Raw genomic sequence first — 14,188 nt, forward strand, 5'->3', positions numbered from 1 at the left:
GNGCNGGCCACGGCACAGGTCCTGCGGATCACCGCGGCCGTGGCCGCACAGCAGGTCGCGACCGTCGCCGCGGGGCGGTGGGATGCGGCGGACCCGCCGGACGTCCTCGGCTGTACTTTGGAGGTCGAGGGCAGCGCGATCGCCGTCCGACGATGGTTCATGCACCCCGGGTGCGGATGCGGGGTCCCCGCCCCCGCGGCCGAGGCTGCTCGTTGAGTTCAGGGGGCCAGGTGTCCGAGATCACCCGGGGCAGCGCCAAACGTACGGCCAAGCTCGCGGGCCTACCGCTCGGCATGGCCAGCCGGACGGCGGTGGGCTGGGGCAAGCGGCTCGCCGGCGCCGACAAGGACGAGGTGAACGCCGAGCTGCAGGCCAAGGCCGCCGAGCAGCTCTTCGAGGTGCTGGGCCAGCTCAAGGGCGGAGCGATGAAGCTCGGCCAGGCCATGAGCGTGATGGAGGCGGCGGTACCGCCGGAGTACGCGGCCCCGTACCGCGATGCGCTCGCGAAGCTGCAGAACGAGGCGCCGCCCATGCCGGCGGCCACGGTGCACAAGGTGCTCGACCAGCAGCTGGGCACGGGCTGGCGCGACCGCTTCAGCTCCTTCGACGACGAGGCCGCCGCGTCGGCGTCCATCGGGCAGGTGCACCGCGGCGTGTGGTCGGACGGCCGCGAGGTCGCGGTCAAGGTCCAGTACCCGGGCGCCGATGAAGCGCTGCGCGCCGACCTCAAGGCCCTCGGCCGGCTCAGCTCGGTGCTCAAGCCGCTCACCCCCGGAGCCGACGTGAAATCTCTGGTCCAGGAGCTCACCGACCGCACCGAGGCAGAGCTCGACTACCGCTACGAGGCCACCAACCAGCGCAAGTTCGCCAAGGCCTTCGACGGCGACCCGAACGTCCGGGTGCCGAAGGTCTTCGCGAGCTCGCCGACCGTGATCATCAGCGAGTGGGTGACGGGGCGGCCGCTGCGCGACGTGATCGCGAACGGCACGCAGCAGGAGCGGAACGACGCCGCCCTGAAGCTCACCGAGTTCGAGGTCAGTGCGCCCGCGCGCACCGGCCTGCTGCACGGCGACCCGCACCCCGGCAACTTCATGATCGCGCCCGACGGGCGGCTCGTCGCCCTCGACTTCGGCGCCGTCGCCGAGTACCCCGGCGGCATCCCGCCGGCCGTGGGCAAGATCCTGAGGCTCGCGCGCGACGAGGACTACGACGCGCTGTTCCCGCTGCTCCGCAGCCAGGGCTTCATCCCGCCGCGGCTGGAGATCACGCCCGAGGACATCCGCAGCTACCTGGCGCCGTACGTCGACCCGCTGCGGTCGGAGAGCTTCCACTTCACCCGCAAGTGGCTGATGAAGGCCGCGTACACCGCGACCGACGTGCGCAGCGAACAGTTCCAGACGGGCCGCAAGCTCGCGCTACCGCCCGAGTACGTGATGCTCTTCCGGGTCCTGCTCGGCATGGTCGGCATCTGCTCGCAGATGGAGGCGGAGGCGCCGTACCGCGCCATCGTCGAGCATTGGGTCCCGCTGCTCGACGGCGAGGACTGACGCCGCGATCAGCCCTCGCGCAGCCGCCTGAGCACGCGCAGCGCCACGGTGAGGTCCGCGCCGTCGAGGTGTTCCGACCGACGTGCCGCCCACTCCGCGCGCGCGGGCGCGACGTCGCGCAGCGCGGCCCGGCCCCGGTCGGTGAGGGTCACCAGCGGCGCCCGGCGGTCCTCCGGATTCGGCTCCCGGACGACGAGGCCGTCGCGCGCGAGCCGTTCGACGGTCTCGCGCACGCTCTGCCTCCGCAGCCCCCGGCGGCGGGCGACCTCGGCGACGGTGGCGGCACCGTCGGCGAGGAGGCCCAGTACGCGCCACCCGGCGGCCGTCGTGCCGATCCCGGCGGCGAGCTCATCGCCCTCCGCGAGCAGGGCGGCGTTGAGCCGGAAGACCTCGTCGACCAGTTCCGTGAGTAGGTGCGGCCGGTCCATCCACTCCCCTTATTGACAGGTGCCTGTCGATCATCGTAGCGTTGCGGAATGGCCGCGTCGATCTCCCGCCTCGTCGTCTCCGTCGCCGCCCTGGGCCGCGCGCTCGCCTTCTACGAGGGGCTGCTCGGGCTCCGGCTCGCGCGGTCCGCCGGCGAACTGGCGTGGCTCGTCACGGCCGACGGGATCGAGGTCATGCTGCACGAGCGCCCCGCGACGCCCAGCGACACCGCCGTCGCCCTGGGCCTCATCGTCCCGGACCTCGACGACACCGTCGGCACGTGGGCAGCGCGCGGCGGCGCCGTCGTCGATCCTCCGGAGACCCGACCCTGGGGCGAGCGGATGGCCGTCGTGCGCGATCCCGACGGCCACCTCGTCTGCCTGTCGCAGGCGGTCGACTGATCACCCGTCGCTCGACGACGCGTGGGCGACGGCCTCCGTCCGGCTCTCGTACAGGTGCGGCGCGAGGCCGCGGTCGGCGAGGTGATCCGCCAACTTGAGCCGGAGGAAGGCAGACGTGGTGTACCTGGTCACCGATTCGTAGTACTTGCTCATCCTGCGGACCCGGGCGGCGTACTCGTCGACCAGATCGGGGCCGAGGACGAAGTTGTCGTAGTTGATCACGACGTGGACCGGGCGACCGATCTCGGCGAGCCTCCGCTCGATCTCGTCGCCGGCGCGCGCCACCTCCTCCTCCGTGCGCACCGCGATGCCCTCGAAGTTCATGAAGAACAGGTTCCGCGACTCGTCGTAGCTGAAGCGGGCCTCCAGCGGCACGGAGAGCAGATCCTCGCGCAGGCCCATCGGTTCGTCGCGGAAGATCCGCGGGTCCATGACGGCCGGCGGGGTGTCCATGATCGGCTCGAAGCCCAACAGGTCCAACACGTCGCGCTGCAGGTCGATCCCGGGCGCGATCTCGATGAGTTCCATGCCGCGCTCGGTGAGCCGGAAGACGCACCGCTCGGTGATGTACATGACGGGCTGGCCCGATCGGAGGGCGTACTCGCCGGAGAAGGTGCGCTGGTCGACGGACGCCACGAACTTGGGCGCCGCCGGGCCGTCGGAGGTGACGACGGCACCGTCGGCGATCTCCGTGCGCGACGGGGCCAGGAAGGTACCCAGGAAGTACACGGCCTTCGCGTTCTGGCTGATGTTGATGAAGCCGCCGGCGCCGGCGAGACGCGGCCCGAACCGGCTGACGTTGACGTTGCCGCCGCCGTCGGCCTGCGCCATGCCGAGGAAGGCGGCATCGAGGCCGCCACCGTCGTAGAAGTCGAACTGCGAGGGCTGCGCGAGGATCGCGTCCGCGTTGATGGCGGAACCGAAATCGGTGCCGCCGGCGGGCATGCCGCCGATGACGCCGGGCTCGGCGGTGAGCGTGAGGTACTCGAGGACGCTCTCCTCCGCGGCGACGGCGGCCACCCCTTCGGGCACGCCGATGCCGAGGTTGACCACGGAGTTCGGGCGCAGCTCCAGCGCCGCGCGCCGCGCGATGACCTTGCGCGGATCGAGCGGCATCGGGCGGATCCAGCCCATGGGTTGCCGGATCTCGCCGCTCATCGCCGGGTTGTACTGCGAGCCCCACGACTGGGTGTGCCGCTCGGGGCTGGTCGCGACGACGACGCAGTCGACGAGGGCGCCGGGGATCTTCACGTCGCGCGGGTTCAGCGAGCCGCGGTCGGCGATCCGCTCGACCTGCACGATCACCAGGCCGCCCTTGTTGTGCACCGCGATCGCCGTCTCCAGCGCCTCGAGCGTGAGCGCCTCCTTCTCCATCGTGACGTTGCCGCTCGGGTCGGCGGTGGTCCCGCGCAGGAAGGCGACGTCGAGCCGCTCGAAGGCCTTGTAGAAGAGGTACTCGCGGCCATCGATCTCCATGAGCCGCACGCGATCCTCGGTCGTGGCGTCGTTGACCTTGCCGCCGCCGAGGCGGGGGTCGGCGAAGGTGCCCAGACCGACGTGCGTGAGCAGTCCCGGCTTCCCCGCGCCGGTGTCGCGCAGGAGCTGCGCGATCACGCCCTGCGGCAGGTTGTAGGCCTCGATCTCACCGGAGAGCGCCAGCTTCTGCAGCGCCGGGGCCATGCCGTAGTGACCGCCCATCGCCCGCTTGAGCATGCCGTCGTGGCACAGGTGGACGGTGCCGCGCTCCCCGCGGTCCCCCTGCGCCACGGTGAAGACCAGCGAGAGGTCCTTGGGCGAGCCGGTCGCGAGGAAGCGCTCCTCCAGCGCCAGCACGAGCTCCTCGGCGAACCCCTGTCCCGCGAACCCCTCCAACACGAGGTTGTCGCCGTCGCGGACCAGCCGCACCGCCTCCTTCGCGGTCACCACCTTGTCCCGGATCGGGGACTTCGCCGTGGGCATCAGGATCGGGTCGATCGACATCGCGTACCGCCTCTCACTCGCCCCCTCGCGGTGGGGCCGCGACCGCGATGTGCGATCGCACTGTGATGTGTATCACGTGCCACGGACGCATTCGCGGGATTCCGCGACAGCGGTCAGACGAACGCGCTCTTGCCCGTGACCTCGCGCCCGACCAGCAGCGACTGGATCTCCGCGGTCCCCTCGTAGGTGACCAGCGCCTCCATGTCGCAGAGGTGCCGCATCACGTGGAAGTCGAGGGTGATCCCGTTGCCGCCCAGCACATCGCGGGCCAACCGGCAGACGTGCCGAGCCTTGACGCTGCAGTAGTACTTGGCGAGCGCGGCCATGGTGTCGGTGACCGCGCCCTCGTCGAGCAGGCGGCCGAGCCGGATGCAGTAGAGCTGCATCGCCGTGACGTCGCCGAGCATCTCGACGAGCTTGCTCTGCACGCTCTGCGTGGCGGCGATCGGCTTGCCGAACTGGGTACGGCGCTGCGCGTAGGTCAGCGCGATCTCGTAGGCGGCCACCGCATGCCCCGTCGACGACCAGGCGACGGCGTTGCGGGTGCCCATGAGGACCTTGGAGACGTCGGGGAAGCCGTTGCAGTTCACGAGACGGCGATCGTCGGGCAGGCGGACCTCGTCGAGCACGATGTCGGCGTTCTGCACCATGCGCAGGGAGACCTTGCCGCCGATCTTGGTGGCGCTGTAGCCGGGGTCGCCCTTCTCCACGACGAACGCCTTGACCTTGCCGTCGCCGGTGTCGCGGGCGAAGACCACGATGACGTCGCACCACGTGGCGTTGCCCGGCCAGCGCTTGAGGCCGTTGAGGATCCAGTCGCTCCCGTCGCGCGTGGCGGTGGCCTCCAGCGCGACCGAGTCGGAGCCGTGGTCGGGCTCGGTGAGCGCGAACGCGCCGATCTTGTCGAGGTTCGCCATCGCCGGCAGCCAGCGCTGTCGCTGTTCCTCGGAGCCGAGGATGTAGATCGACTGCATGGCGAGGCCGACGTGGACCCCCATGAACGTGGCGATGCTGCCGTCGATGCGGCCCAGCTCGTAGGAGACGAGCCCCTGCCCGACGGCGGTCATCGGGGTGATGCCGTACCCGGTCATGGTGTCGCCGACGATCTGCAGGTCGCGCAGCTTCGGCAGGATCTCGAAGGGGAACTCGCCGCGCTCCCAGTAGTCGTTCACGATCGGCAGCAGTTCCTTGTCGCCGAACTTACGGACCTTGACCAGCAGGTCCTTCTCCTCCTCGGAGAGCAGCGCCTCCATGTCCAGGTAGTCGGTGTCACGGGAGCGGGCGATGCCCTCCGCCAGGGACTCGGTGGTCTGATCCGTCATCGGGCGTCCTCACTTCGGGTCGATTCGACGTGGATCAACTGTGCTCCGCGTCACAGTGCGAACGCAGTGTTTTCGCGGACAACGCCGTCGCGACTTTCCGCTCGCCCAGCCCATTGCGCGGCGGGCGGGTGCCGCGCTCATCGCGGGGCGGTGCGGCCCCCGGAAACGAGTGAGCCCCGATCCACTCGGATCGGGGCTCACTGCGCTCAGGCCGCATTCTTCCGCGGCCGGCCGCGCGGGCGCTTGCGCGCGATCACGACGCCCTGCTCGAAGATCTGGCCGCCCCACACACCCCAGGGCTCGCCGCGCTCGAGGGCGGCGGCCAGGCAGGCGCGCTGCAGGGGGCAGGTCTCGCAGAGGGTCTTGGCTCGCTCAAGGTCCGACGGGGCCTCGGCGAACCACAGGTCGGGATCGCCTGCGCGACAGGGCACGCGGCTCTCGATGTTGATACTGACGGATTCGATGCTCCGGACGACCCCTTCCACGGGGCGCTCGTCCATGATGGTCGGCACTTCTGGTCACCATTCCACCTGTGTCTCAGGTGGCCTCGGTAGCGGCGCCCGGTCAGGCGCACGGGATGTTTCTTCCGGGTGGGTGCGCGAGCCGTGTGGCGGCCCTCGATCCCCGACGAGGCGGGGATGACGAGAGACCGCGAATCCACGGGGTCCGCGCGGCTGCGGGTCCCGTGGTGAATGTGAAGAGGTGGGTCCTGAGACCTAACCTCGTCGCGAAAGACACACGGGGCGCGTGAGCGGTTCGTGATCGACGGCGTACGTCGCCTGCTCCCGACGCAGTCGCCACAGGCGTGGCGACATACCGGGCAGGGCGTGGGAGGCCTCGACACGAACCGCTACTGCAGCGAACACTCCACCCTCTGCTGCGGTGAACTGCTTGCTTGCGTTGATGATTGCGTTGTTCATTTCGTTTGCCTCCTTTCGCGCGCTGGTCAATCACGTTCCGGCGGCGAGGCAGTACCTCGCGCGTCATCCCGTGCGGTCGTGTTCCACAGTATGCGGGCGAAACTATTCGCACAAGTTATTTTTGACCTGCGGTTTTGCGCCTCTCAGGCGTGCTCGGAAACGAGCGCCAGCACCTCGTCGCCGTACTTGTCGATCTTCGTCGAGCCGATGCCGTTGATCCGGACCAATTGGGCGCGAGTGCGCGGCTGGTGCTCCGCGATCGCGAACAGGGTGGCGTTGGAGAAGATCGTGTACGGCGGCACCTGCTGGTCGCGGGCCTGGCCGGTGCGCCAGATCTTCAGCGCCTCCACGAGCGCGTCGTTGAGGTCGGACGGGCAGTCCTCGCAGCGCGAGCGCAGCTTCTCCTCGCGGGTGTCGAGGATGCCGCCGCACACGCGGCAGACGTCCGAGGAGCGGCGCTTGCCCTTGCTCGGCCCGGACTCGGTGCGCGGCCGGCCCGCGTCCGCCTGGCCGGCGACGACGTCGAGGAATCGGGTGCGCTTGCGCGTCTTGCGACCGCCCTCGTTGCGGGCGAGCGCCCACGACAGGTGCAGGTGCTCCCGGGCGCGCGTGACGCCGACGTAGAGCAGGCGGCGCTCCTCCTCGATCGGCTCGGGATCACCCTTGGCGATGGCCTGCGAGATCGGCACCGAGCCCTCGGTGAGGCCGACCAGGAAGACCGCGTCCCACTCCAGGCCCTTCGCCGCGTGCAGCGACGAGAGCGTGACGCCCTGCATCGTGGGGGGATGCTTGGCCTCGGCCCGGGCGCGGAGCTCGCCGATCAGCTCGGCGAGGGTCAGCCCCGGCCGCTCCGTCCCGAGGTTCTCCGCGAGGTCCACGAGGGCGCCGAGCGCCTGCCACCGCTCGAGGGCACGGGCACCGTCGGGCTGCGCCTCCGTGAGGCCCAGTGGCTCGAGCGCGCCCCGAACCAGCGTCAGGAGCTCGGTACCCGAGACGCCGCCGAACTGTCCCGCGCGTTCCATGAGCGCGCGCACGGCCTGGCCGATCTCGGGTCGCTCGAAGAAGGCGCTGCCACCGCGCACCTGGTACGGGACGCCCGCCTCGGTGAGCGCGGCTTCGTGCACGGCCGACTGGGCGTTGATCCGGTAGAGGATGGCGATCTCGCTGGCGGGGACGCCCTTGGCGAGCAGTTCGCGGATCCGCTTGGCGACCAGCTTCGCCTCCGCCGGCTCGTCGTCCACCTCGGCGTAGACCGGCGCCGGCCCCTCGGGGCGCTGGCCGACGAGTTCGAGGCGGGTGCCGGCGACGCGGCCCTGCGCCGCGCCGATCACCTTGTTGGCGAGCGCCACGACCTGCGGGGTCGAGCGGTAGTCGCGCTGCAGCCGGACGATGGTGGCGTCCTCGAAGCGGCGCGTGAAGTCGAGCAGGTAGTTCGGGGTGGCGCCGGTGAACGAGTAGATGGTCTGGTTCGCGTCGCCCACCACCGTGAGATCGTCGCGGTCGCCGAGCCAGGCGTTGAGCAGCTGCTGCTGCAGCGGCGTGACGTCCTGGTACTCGTCGACGACGAAGCTGCGGTACCGGTCGCGGAACTCCTCGGCGACCACGTGGTTGTCCTCGAGGATCGCGGCCGTGACCAGGATCAGGTCGTCGAAGTCCAGCAGGCGGTTGCCGTCCTGGTCGGTCTTGCGCCGCTCGTAGGCCGCGTAGACGTCGGCGACGGTGCCCGGCGCCATCGGGGCCGTACGGCCCGCGTCCTCGACCGCCTTCGCGTAGGTCTCGGGGGTGACGAGGGAGGCCTTCGCCCAGTCGATCTCGCTGAGCAGGTCCCGGATGGTGTCGGTCTCGGGACGCAGGTCGCAGTCGCGCGCCGCGCGACCGATCACGGGGAACTTGTTGTCGAGCAGCTCCCAGCGGGTGTCGCCGATGGCGCGGGGCCAGAAGTAGCGCAGCTGCCGCATCGCGGCCGCGTGGAACGTGACGGCCTGCACGCCCGGCTGACCGTCGCCCCCGCCGATGCCGAGCCCGCGCAGGCGCGCCCGCATCTCTCCCGCAGCCCGCGAGGTGAACGTGACGGCGAGGACTTGACCTGCGGCGACGTGCCCCGTGGACACCTGATGCGCGATGCGGTGCGTGATGGTGCGGGTCTTGCCCGTGCCCGCGCCCGCCAGCACGCACACCGGTCCGCGCGGCGCGAGAACCGCCTCCTGTTGCTCCGGGTCCAGTGCTTCGATCACACCGTCGAGTATTCCAGCCGGGTCCGACAGGTCGGGCCCGGGGAAGAACTCCGGGCGCGGCGTGGTTGAGTCAAGGCATGAGCCAGCTGACGATGTACACCACCACGTGGTGCGGTTACTGCAACCGCCTCAAGACGGGCCTCAAGGCCAACGGGATCGAGTGGACCGAGATCAACATCGAGGAGGATCCCGCGGCCGCCCAGTTCGTGGAGGGCGTCAACGGCGGTAACCAGACGGTCCCCACCGTCAAGTACGAGGACGGCTCCACCGCGACCAACCCCTCCCTCGCCGACGTGAAGCGCAAGCTGGGCGTCTGACCCTCTCGATCGACCGAAGTCCGGTCATCCGCTCCAACGATCATGGAGACGGGTGACCGGACTTCTGCGTTCGGTCGTCACGCCGCGACGAGCGCGGCCCGCCGCTCCCCGATCCGCGCGACGTACGCCCGGGTGAACATCGCCGGTGCGGCGAAGCCCAGCGCCTGGACGGCGATCCGCACGGGCTCCGGCTCGCCCAGCGCGACACAGACCGCGCCGAGCAGAGCCGTCGTCGCGAAGGACGCCGACCACACCGCGGTGATGACCGTGTTGACGTGCAGGAACATCGGATGCCGCGCGGTCCGCTCGTCGACCGAGCGGCGCGCGACGGCGAGCGTGAACGGGCGTCCCGTCGCCAGCCCGATGCCCGCGATCACCGCGAGCCACGCCGCCGAGAGCGCACCGTCGTAGGCCTCGAGCGGCGAGTGCGGCGCGACCCGCGCGAGCACCGCGAGCGCGAGGAAGTAGGCGACCCCGCCGAGTTCGAGCGCACCGGCCCGGCGGTCGGCGCCGATCAGCACGAGGCCGGTGGCGAGAGCGCTCACCGCACCCCACTGCCAGCCGAAGGTCGACGACACGATCGCCAGGACGATCCAGGGGAGGAAACCTCGTACGTAGCTCATGGCGACAACGCTATGAGCGGCAGCGATGAACCGCCTCGGCCCACAGGTGGAGATCCGGGTGGAGACCGCCACTCGGTCGGGGAATCAGCCGGTTTCCGGCCGGCGACGCCCCATACGGATCGCCACGCCGGAATCGGCCGATTTCACGACGTCCCGGCGACCTCCACCGAGATGAAGGACGCTGCCCGTGACGTGCTACATCGCCGCCCAGGCCTCGGTGATCGCGCGGGCGATGGAGATGGAGTTGGGCAGCAGCAGCGGCGCGTCGGGGGCGTCGGTGCTCCAGTCCCCGGCGGCGAGCGCGTCGCGCACCTGCGTCCGGCTGAACCAGTGCGCCTCGGCGATCTCGCCGTCGCGGAAGTCGACGACCGCATCCCGGGAGGCACGCGCGGTGAAGCCCAGCATCAGCGAGCGGGGGAAGGGCCAGGGCTGGCTGGCGACGTAGGTGATGTCGTCGACCTCGATGCCCGCCTCCTCGCGCAGCTCGCGCGCGACGCACTGCTCCAGCGATTCGCCGGGCTCGACGAACCCGGCGAACAACGAGAACAGCCGCTCCGGCCATTGGTGCTGCCGGCCCAGCAGGACGTGGTCGGCACCGTCGTGCACCAGGGTGATCATCGCGCCGTCGGTGCGGGGGAACTCCTCGCGGCCGTCGGCGGTCGTGCGCACCCAGCCGGCCTTCCCGGGGAGCGTCGGCGCACCGTCGACGGGCGAGAACCCGGCGGTGGCGTGCCAATTGAGGATGCCGAGGGCCTGCGCGAGCAGCGCGGAGTCGACCGGCGAGAGCAGGTGGCCGCGCATCCGGAGGTCGGCGCCGTCGAACTTCTCGACCCGCAACGCGAAGACGATCGCCCCGTCGACCCGGCCCAGCAGCACCGCGTCGGCCGGTCGCGCCGGCGCGACCTCGTGCCCGCGGGCGAAGACGAGGTCGGTGCCGTCGAGGTCGAAGCGGCCGCGCGGATCGAGGCGCAGCACCTTCGCGGTCGCCCACGCCGCGTCGAGCGCGGCGTCGTCGGCGCGCAGTTCGTCGGCGCGGTCGACGTGATAGCGCGAGAGGAGCGGGGGCACGGTCAGACTGAGCTTCGCCACGCTCATCATCGTAGGCTGACCGCATGATCGAACCGTTCGTGGACGCCGCATGGGTGCGGGCCAACCCCGGCGTGATCCTCGCCGACACCCGCTGCTACCTCGACGGGCGGTCCACCCGCGAGGCCTACGACGCCGGACACCTCCCGGGCGCGGTGTACATCGACCTCGACGGCTTCCTCGCCGCCGAGCCCTCGCCCGCCGGGGGCCGGCACCCGCTGCCCACCCCCGAGGCCTTCGCCGCGGGCCTCTCCGCCGCCGGGATCGGCGACGGAGCGACGGTGGTCGCCTACGACGACGCGGGCGGCGTGATGGCGGCGCGCCTGGTCTGGTTGCTGCGGGCGCTCGGCGAATCGGCCGCACTGCTCGACGGTCCGCTCGGTCCCCTCGACGACACCGGCACGGTCGCGCCCACCCCTGCGAGCTTCACCCCGCGGCCGTGGCCCGCGGACCGCCTGGCCACCATCGACGAGGCGGCCGGCGGCGCGGTCCCGGTGATCGACGCGCGCCCCGCGGACCGGTTCCGCGGCGAGAACGAGACCGTCGACCCGCGCGCCGGCCACATCCCCGGGGCCGTCAGCGTGCCGTGTCGGGAGAACGTCGCCGACGGTGCGCTGCTCCCCCGCGCGGCCCTCCGCGCGCGGTTCGCGGAGGCGGGCCTGCGGCCGGGCGAGGACTTCATCGCCTACTGCGGCTCCGGCGTCACCGCCTGCCACGACCTGCTCACCTCCGAGCACGCCGGCTTCCCCGGCGGCCGCCTCTACCCTGGCTCGTGGTCGCAGTACGCCGCCACGGACCGACCCGCCGCGACCGGCGACTGACCGTGCGCGCCCGACTCGCCCTCGCCCTGGCGACTGTCGCGGCTCTCGTCGGAGGGTGTTCGTTGCCCGGAGGCGAACCGGTGGTCCAGCGCCACTGCGCCAACGACGACCTGCCGAAACTGCTGGCGGAAGCGCGGGTCCCGGCCGACTCCGAGCAGCTGGGGGTGCGACTCGTCCACGTGAGTTCGGACTGCGGCCTCGACATGGGCTCCCGATTCAGCATCGACGCCCAGCCCGCGGGCATCGCGACTCTGGTCCAGCGCATGGGCATGGATCGCAGTGGCGAACACGGCAGCGTCGGGTCGACGGGCTACTGGGTTCAGGATCGCGTCCAGACCGCGTCCTTCGGTTCGCTGGTCCGCGATCTGAAGATCGACTCCACGACGGCGACGGGCAACGTCACCGGCGTCCTGCAACTCTTCACCACCTGACCCACCGCGACCGGCGACCGACGCCCGGCGGGCGGCGTCCGCCGCTGATTCAATGACCGCATGGTGCACGACTTCCGCTTCGGTGTGGCCCTCGGCGCCGCCCCGTCCCGCGCGGCATGGCTGGACCGCTGCCGCCGCGCAGAGGCGCTCGGCTTCGACGTGATCGGCGTCCCCGATCACCTCGGCATGCTCGCGCCCTTCCCCGCGATGATGCTCGCCGCCGAGGCCACGGAGCGGGTCCGGCTGAACACCTTCGTACTCAATGCGCCCTTATACAGCCCCGCACTCCTCGCGCGCGACGCCGCCACCGCCGACCTGCTGACCGACGGGCGAGTGGAACTGGGGCTCGGCGCGGGCTACGCAGCCGACGAGTTCGACCAGGCCGGTATCCCGTTCCCGACGGCGCGCGAGCGCATCGACCGGTTGGACGCCACGGCGGCCGCGCTGCGCGCCGCCTTCGCGGACCCGAAGCACACGCCGCACCCCGCGCAACCCGGCGGGCCGCCGCTGTTCATCGCGGGCTGGGGAGACCGGCTGCTGGGCGTCGCCGCCCGGCACGCCGACATCGTCGGTCTCACCGGCGCGCGCACCGACGACGCCGGGCGCCTACGGCTCACCACCGAGGCCGCCGCCGCGGGCCGGATCGCGCACCTGAACACCTTGTTGGGCGAGCGCGCGGGCACCGTCGAGATCAACCTCGTGCTCCAGGCGCTCCTCCCGTTGGGGACGGGCCGCCCGGACGGGCTGACCCGGCGGGTCACGTGGGACGAGGACGCCGCGGAGGAGCACATCAGCCTGCTCGTGGGGACGCCGCGCGACATGGCGGACCGCCTGCTGGAGCTTCGCGCGCGGCTCGGCATCGGCTACCTCACCGTGCTCGACCACAACCTGGAGGCCATGGCTCGTGTGATCGAACTGCTCAGGGGCTAGCCGGACGCCTTCACGTCGGCATTGCGGACGAACAGCAACCGGTCACCCGCCTCGACCACCGACACCGCGGGCGAATCGACGCGGTACAGGTTGCCCTTGCGGACCACGCCCAACACGATGTTCGGCAGGTGCCGCGGCGAGCGGCCGACCTCGACGCGGGTCACCTCGCGCTCGGCGATGTTGAAGCCGTCGCCGGGCGAGAGCAGGTCCTCGATCATCTCCACGACCGACGGGGTGGTGGTCGCCATGCCGAGCAGGCGGCCCGCCGTCTCCGACGAGACGACCACGGAGTCGGCGCCGGACTGGCGCAGGAGGTGCGTGTTCTCGGACTCGCGGATCGACGCGACGATCTTGGCGCGCGGCGCCAGTTCGCGTGCGGTCAGCGTGACCATCACCGCGGCGTCGTCACGGTTGGCGCCGATGATGATCGACGCGGCGCGCGGCGCGCCGGCGAGCCGGAGCACATCGGCCTTCGTCGCGTCGCCGCGGACCGTGACCAGCCCGTCGATCTCGGCGACCTCGAGGGCGGCCTGATCGGTGTCGACGACGACGATCTTGCCGGGCTCGATGCCGTCGTTGATCATCGCGCTCACCGCGGTCCGGCCCTTCGTGCCGTAGCCCACGACGATCGTGTGGTTGTGCACAGCAGACCTCCAACGTTGGATCTTGAACGCCTGGCGGGACCGCTCCGTGAGCACCTGGAGCGTGGTACCGACCAAGACGATGAGGAAGAGAATGCGCAGCGGCGTGATCAACAGGACGTTGACCAGGCGCGCGGATTGGGTCACCGGGGTGATGTCGCCGTAGCCCGTGGTCGAGAGGGAGACCGTCGCGTAGTAGAGGCAGTCGAGGAAGGTCAGGGACGTCTTGCCATCGAGTCCCGCCTCGATCGCGGAGTCCCGGTACCCGTCCCGCTCGAGGTAGACGATGAACACTGCGAGGAACAGGGCGCCCAGGGCCACCAGGACGCGCGCGCCGATCGCCCGCCACGGGTTCGTGGAGTCGCCCGCCGGGATGCGGAGGACACTGACCAGCGCGTGGTCGGGGAGGTCCGTCAGTTCGGATTTGCTCCGTCTGCGGAACGTGGTGCGTGCGGACATACCTACCTGGACGATTCCTCACGAGAATTGCTGGTCGTTACCCATCCGGT

14 protein-coding genes are annotated in these 14,188 nt (G+C 71.0%); 6 read left to right on the top strand and 8 right to left on the bottom strand.

Annotation, left to right across the window (positions count from 1 at the left end; all coding sequences use genetic code 11):
• The first annotated feature begins 230 nt into the window (after positions 1-230).
• Entirely contained in the window at positions 231-1,547 is a 1,317-nt protein-coding gene (locus tag ACNAYW_RS19430; RefSeq protein WP_415851291.1) for an ABC1 kinase family protein, read from the top strand.
• Between the two features lie 8 nt (positions 1,548-1,555).
• Here the strand turns inward: ACNAYW_RS19430 and ACNAYW_RS19435 are convergent, their stop codons facing one another.
• A complete protein-coding gene (locus ACNAYW_RS19435; RefSeq protein WP_415851292.1) occupies positions 1,556-1,975 on the bottom strand; it encodes a MarR family winged helix-turn-helix transcriptional regulator in 420 nt (139 codons plus the stop codon).
• Between the two features lie 48 nt (positions 1,976-2,023).
• Between ACNAYW_RS19435 and ACNAYW_RS19440 the strand changes: the two genes are divergently transcribed.
• Positions 2,024-2,374: a VOC family protein gene (locus tag ACNAYW_RS19440; RefSeq protein ID WP_415851293.1), complete on the top strand. Its 351-nt coding sequence runs from the start codon at positions 2,024-2,026 to the stop codon at positions 2,372-2,374.
• On the opposite strand, the gene ACNAYW_RS19445 is transcribed toward ACNAYW_RS19440, so the two are convergent.
• From ACNAYW_RS19445 to ACNAYW_RS19460, 4 genes are all read right to left on the bottom strand, one after another.
• The gene (locus tag ACNAYW_RS19445; protein ID WP_415851294.1) at positions 2,375-4,354 is read right to left on the bottom strand and encodes an acyl CoA:acetate/3-ketoacid CoA transferase; all 1,980 of its coding nucleotides are present in this window, start codon (positions 4,352-4,354) and stop codon (positions 2,375-2,377) included. It lies immediately after the preceding gene.
• Positions 4,355-4,467: 113 nt separating this feature from the next.
• Positions 4,468-5,676 (bottom strand): acyl-CoA dehydrogenase family protein, encoded by a 1,209-nt coding sequence (locus tag ACNAYW_RS19450; protein ID WP_415851295.1) that lies wholly within the window; start codon positions 5,674-5,676, stop codon positions 4,468-4,470.
• Between the two features lie 206 nt (positions 5,677-5,882).
• Positions 5,883-6,188, bottom strand: coding sequence for a WhiB family transcriptional regulator (locus ACNAYW_RS19455; protein ID WP_415851296.1), 306 nt, complete (start codon positions 6,186-6,188; stop codon positions 5,883-5,885).
• 551 nt (positions 6,189-6,739) lie between these two features.
• Positions 6,740-8,830, bottom strand: a complete 2,091-nt coding sequence (locus ACNAYW_RS19460; protein ID WP_415851297.1) for an ATP-dependent DNA helicase UvrD2 — start codon at positions 8,828-8,830, stop codon at positions 6,740-6,742.
• A 77-nt stretch (positions 8,831-8,907) separates the two neighbouring features.
• On the opposite strand from ACNAYW_RS19460, the gene ACNAYW_RS19465 reads away from it, so the two are divergent.
• On the top strand, positions 8,908-9,147 hold the full coding sequence (locus tag ACNAYW_RS19465; RefSeq protein WP_068522052.1) for a mycoredoxin: 240 nt from the start codon (positions 8,908-8,910) through the stop codon (positions 9,145-9,147).
• A gap of 77 nt (positions 9,148-9,224) precedes the next feature.
• Here ACNAYW_RS19465 and ACNAYW_RS19470 read toward each other — a convergent pair whose 3' ends face one another.
• Together ACNAYW_RS19470 and nudC are read right to left on the bottom strand one after the other, a co-directional pair.
• Positions 9,225-9,770: a hypothetical protein gene (locus ACNAYW_RS19470; RefSeq protein WP_415851298.1), complete on the bottom strand. Its 546-nt coding sequence runs from the start codon at positions 9,768-9,770 to the stop codon at positions 9,225-9,227.
• 195 nt (positions 9,771-9,965) lie between these two features.
• Positions 9,966-10,868 (bottom strand): NAD(+) diphosphatase, encoded by a 903-nt coding sequence (gene nudC, locus ACNAYW_RS19475; protein ID WP_415851299.1) that lies wholly within the window; start codon positions 10,866-10,868, stop codon positions 9,966-9,968.
• Positions 10,869-10,882: 14 nt separating this feature from the next.
• Between nudC and ACNAYW_RS19480 the strand changes: the two genes are divergently transcribed.
• The 3 genes from ACNAYW_RS19480 (at position 10,883) to ACNAYW_RS19490 (ending at position 13,038) form a co-directional block, all read left to right on the top strand.
• A complete protein-coding gene (locus ACNAYW_RS19480) occupies positions 10,883-11,677 on the top strand; it encodes a sulfurtransferase (RefSeq protein ID WP_415851300.1) in 795 nt (264 codons plus the stop codon).
• Between the two features lie 80 nt (positions 11,678-11,757).
• A complete protein-coding gene (locus tag ACNAYW_RS19485; protein WP_415851301.1) occupies positions 11,758-12,108 on the top strand; it encodes a hypothetical protein in 351 nt (116 codons plus the stop codon).
• A 60-nt stretch (positions 12,109-12,168) separates the two neighbouring features.
• Complete coding sequence (locus ACNAYW_RS19490) at positions 12,169-13,038, top strand: TIGR03621 family F420-dependent LLM class oxidoreductase (protein WP_415851302.1); 870 nt, start codon at positions 12,169-12,171, stop codon at positions 13,036-13,038.
• Here the strand turns inward: ACNAYW_RS19490 and ACNAYW_RS19495 are convergent.
• On the bottom strand, positions 13,035-14,138 hold the full coding sequence (locus ACNAYW_RS19495; protein WP_415851303.1) for a potassium channel family protein: 1,104 nt from the start codon (positions 14,136-14,138) through the stop codon (positions 13,035-13,037). The genes ACNAYW_RS19490 and ACNAYW_RS19495 overlap by 4 nt on opposite strands.
• Positions 14,139-14,188 lie beyond the last annotated feature (50 nt).

Origin of the sequence: Tsukamurella ocularis, assembly GCF_965138335.1 — a bacterium.
In the GTDB taxonomy this organism is placed as follows: Bacteria; Actinomycetota; Actinomycetes; order Mycobacteriales; family Mycobacteriaceae; genus Tsukamurella; species Tsukamurella ocularis_A.

Excerpts from the sequence above, each read along its gene's own strand:
- ACNAYW_RS19470 (WP_415851298.1), bottom strand. The coding sequence starts at position 9,770 with ATGAGCTACGTACGAGGTTTCCTCCCCTGGATCGTCCTGGCGATCGTG.
- ACNAYW_RS19490 (WP_415851302.1), top strand. The coding sequence starts at position 12,169 with ATGGTGCACGACTTCCGCTTCGGTGTGGCCCTCGGCGCCGCCCCGTCC.
- ACNAYW_RS19495 (WP_415851303.1), bottom strand. The coding sequence starts at position 14,138 with ATGTCCGCACGCACCACGTTCCGCAGACGGAGCAAATCCGAACTGACG.
- ACNAYW_RS19480 (WP_415851300.1), top strand. The coding sequence starts at position 10,883 with ATGATCGAACCGTTCGTGGACGCCGCATGGGTGCGGGCCAACCCCGGC.
- ACNAYW_RS19435 (WP_415851292.1), bottom strand. The coding sequence starts at position 1,975 with ATGGACCGGCCGCACCTACTCACGGAACTGGTCGACGAGGTCTTCCGG.
- nudC (WP_415851299.1), bottom strand. The coding sequence starts at position 10,868 with ATGATGAGCGTGGCGAAGCTCAGTCTGACCGTGCCCCCGCTCCTCTCG.
- ACNAYW_RS19450 (WP_415851295.1), bottom strand. The coding sequence starts at position 5,676 with ATGACGGATCAGACCACCGAGTCCCTGGCGGAGGGCATCGCCCGCTCC.
- ACNAYW_RS19445 (WP_415851294.1), bottom strand. The coding sequence starts at position 4,354 with ATGTCGATCGACCCGATCCTGATGCCCACGGCGAAGTCCCCGATCCGG.
- ACNAYW_RS19440 (WP_415851293.1), top strand. The coding sequence starts at position 2,024 with ATGGCCGCGTCGATCTCCCGCCTCGTCGTCTCCGTCGCCGCCCTGGGC.
- ACNAYW_RS19465 (WP_068522052.1), top strand. The coding sequence starts at position 8,908 with ATGAGCCAGCTGACGATGTACACCACCACGTGGTGCGGTTACTGCAAC.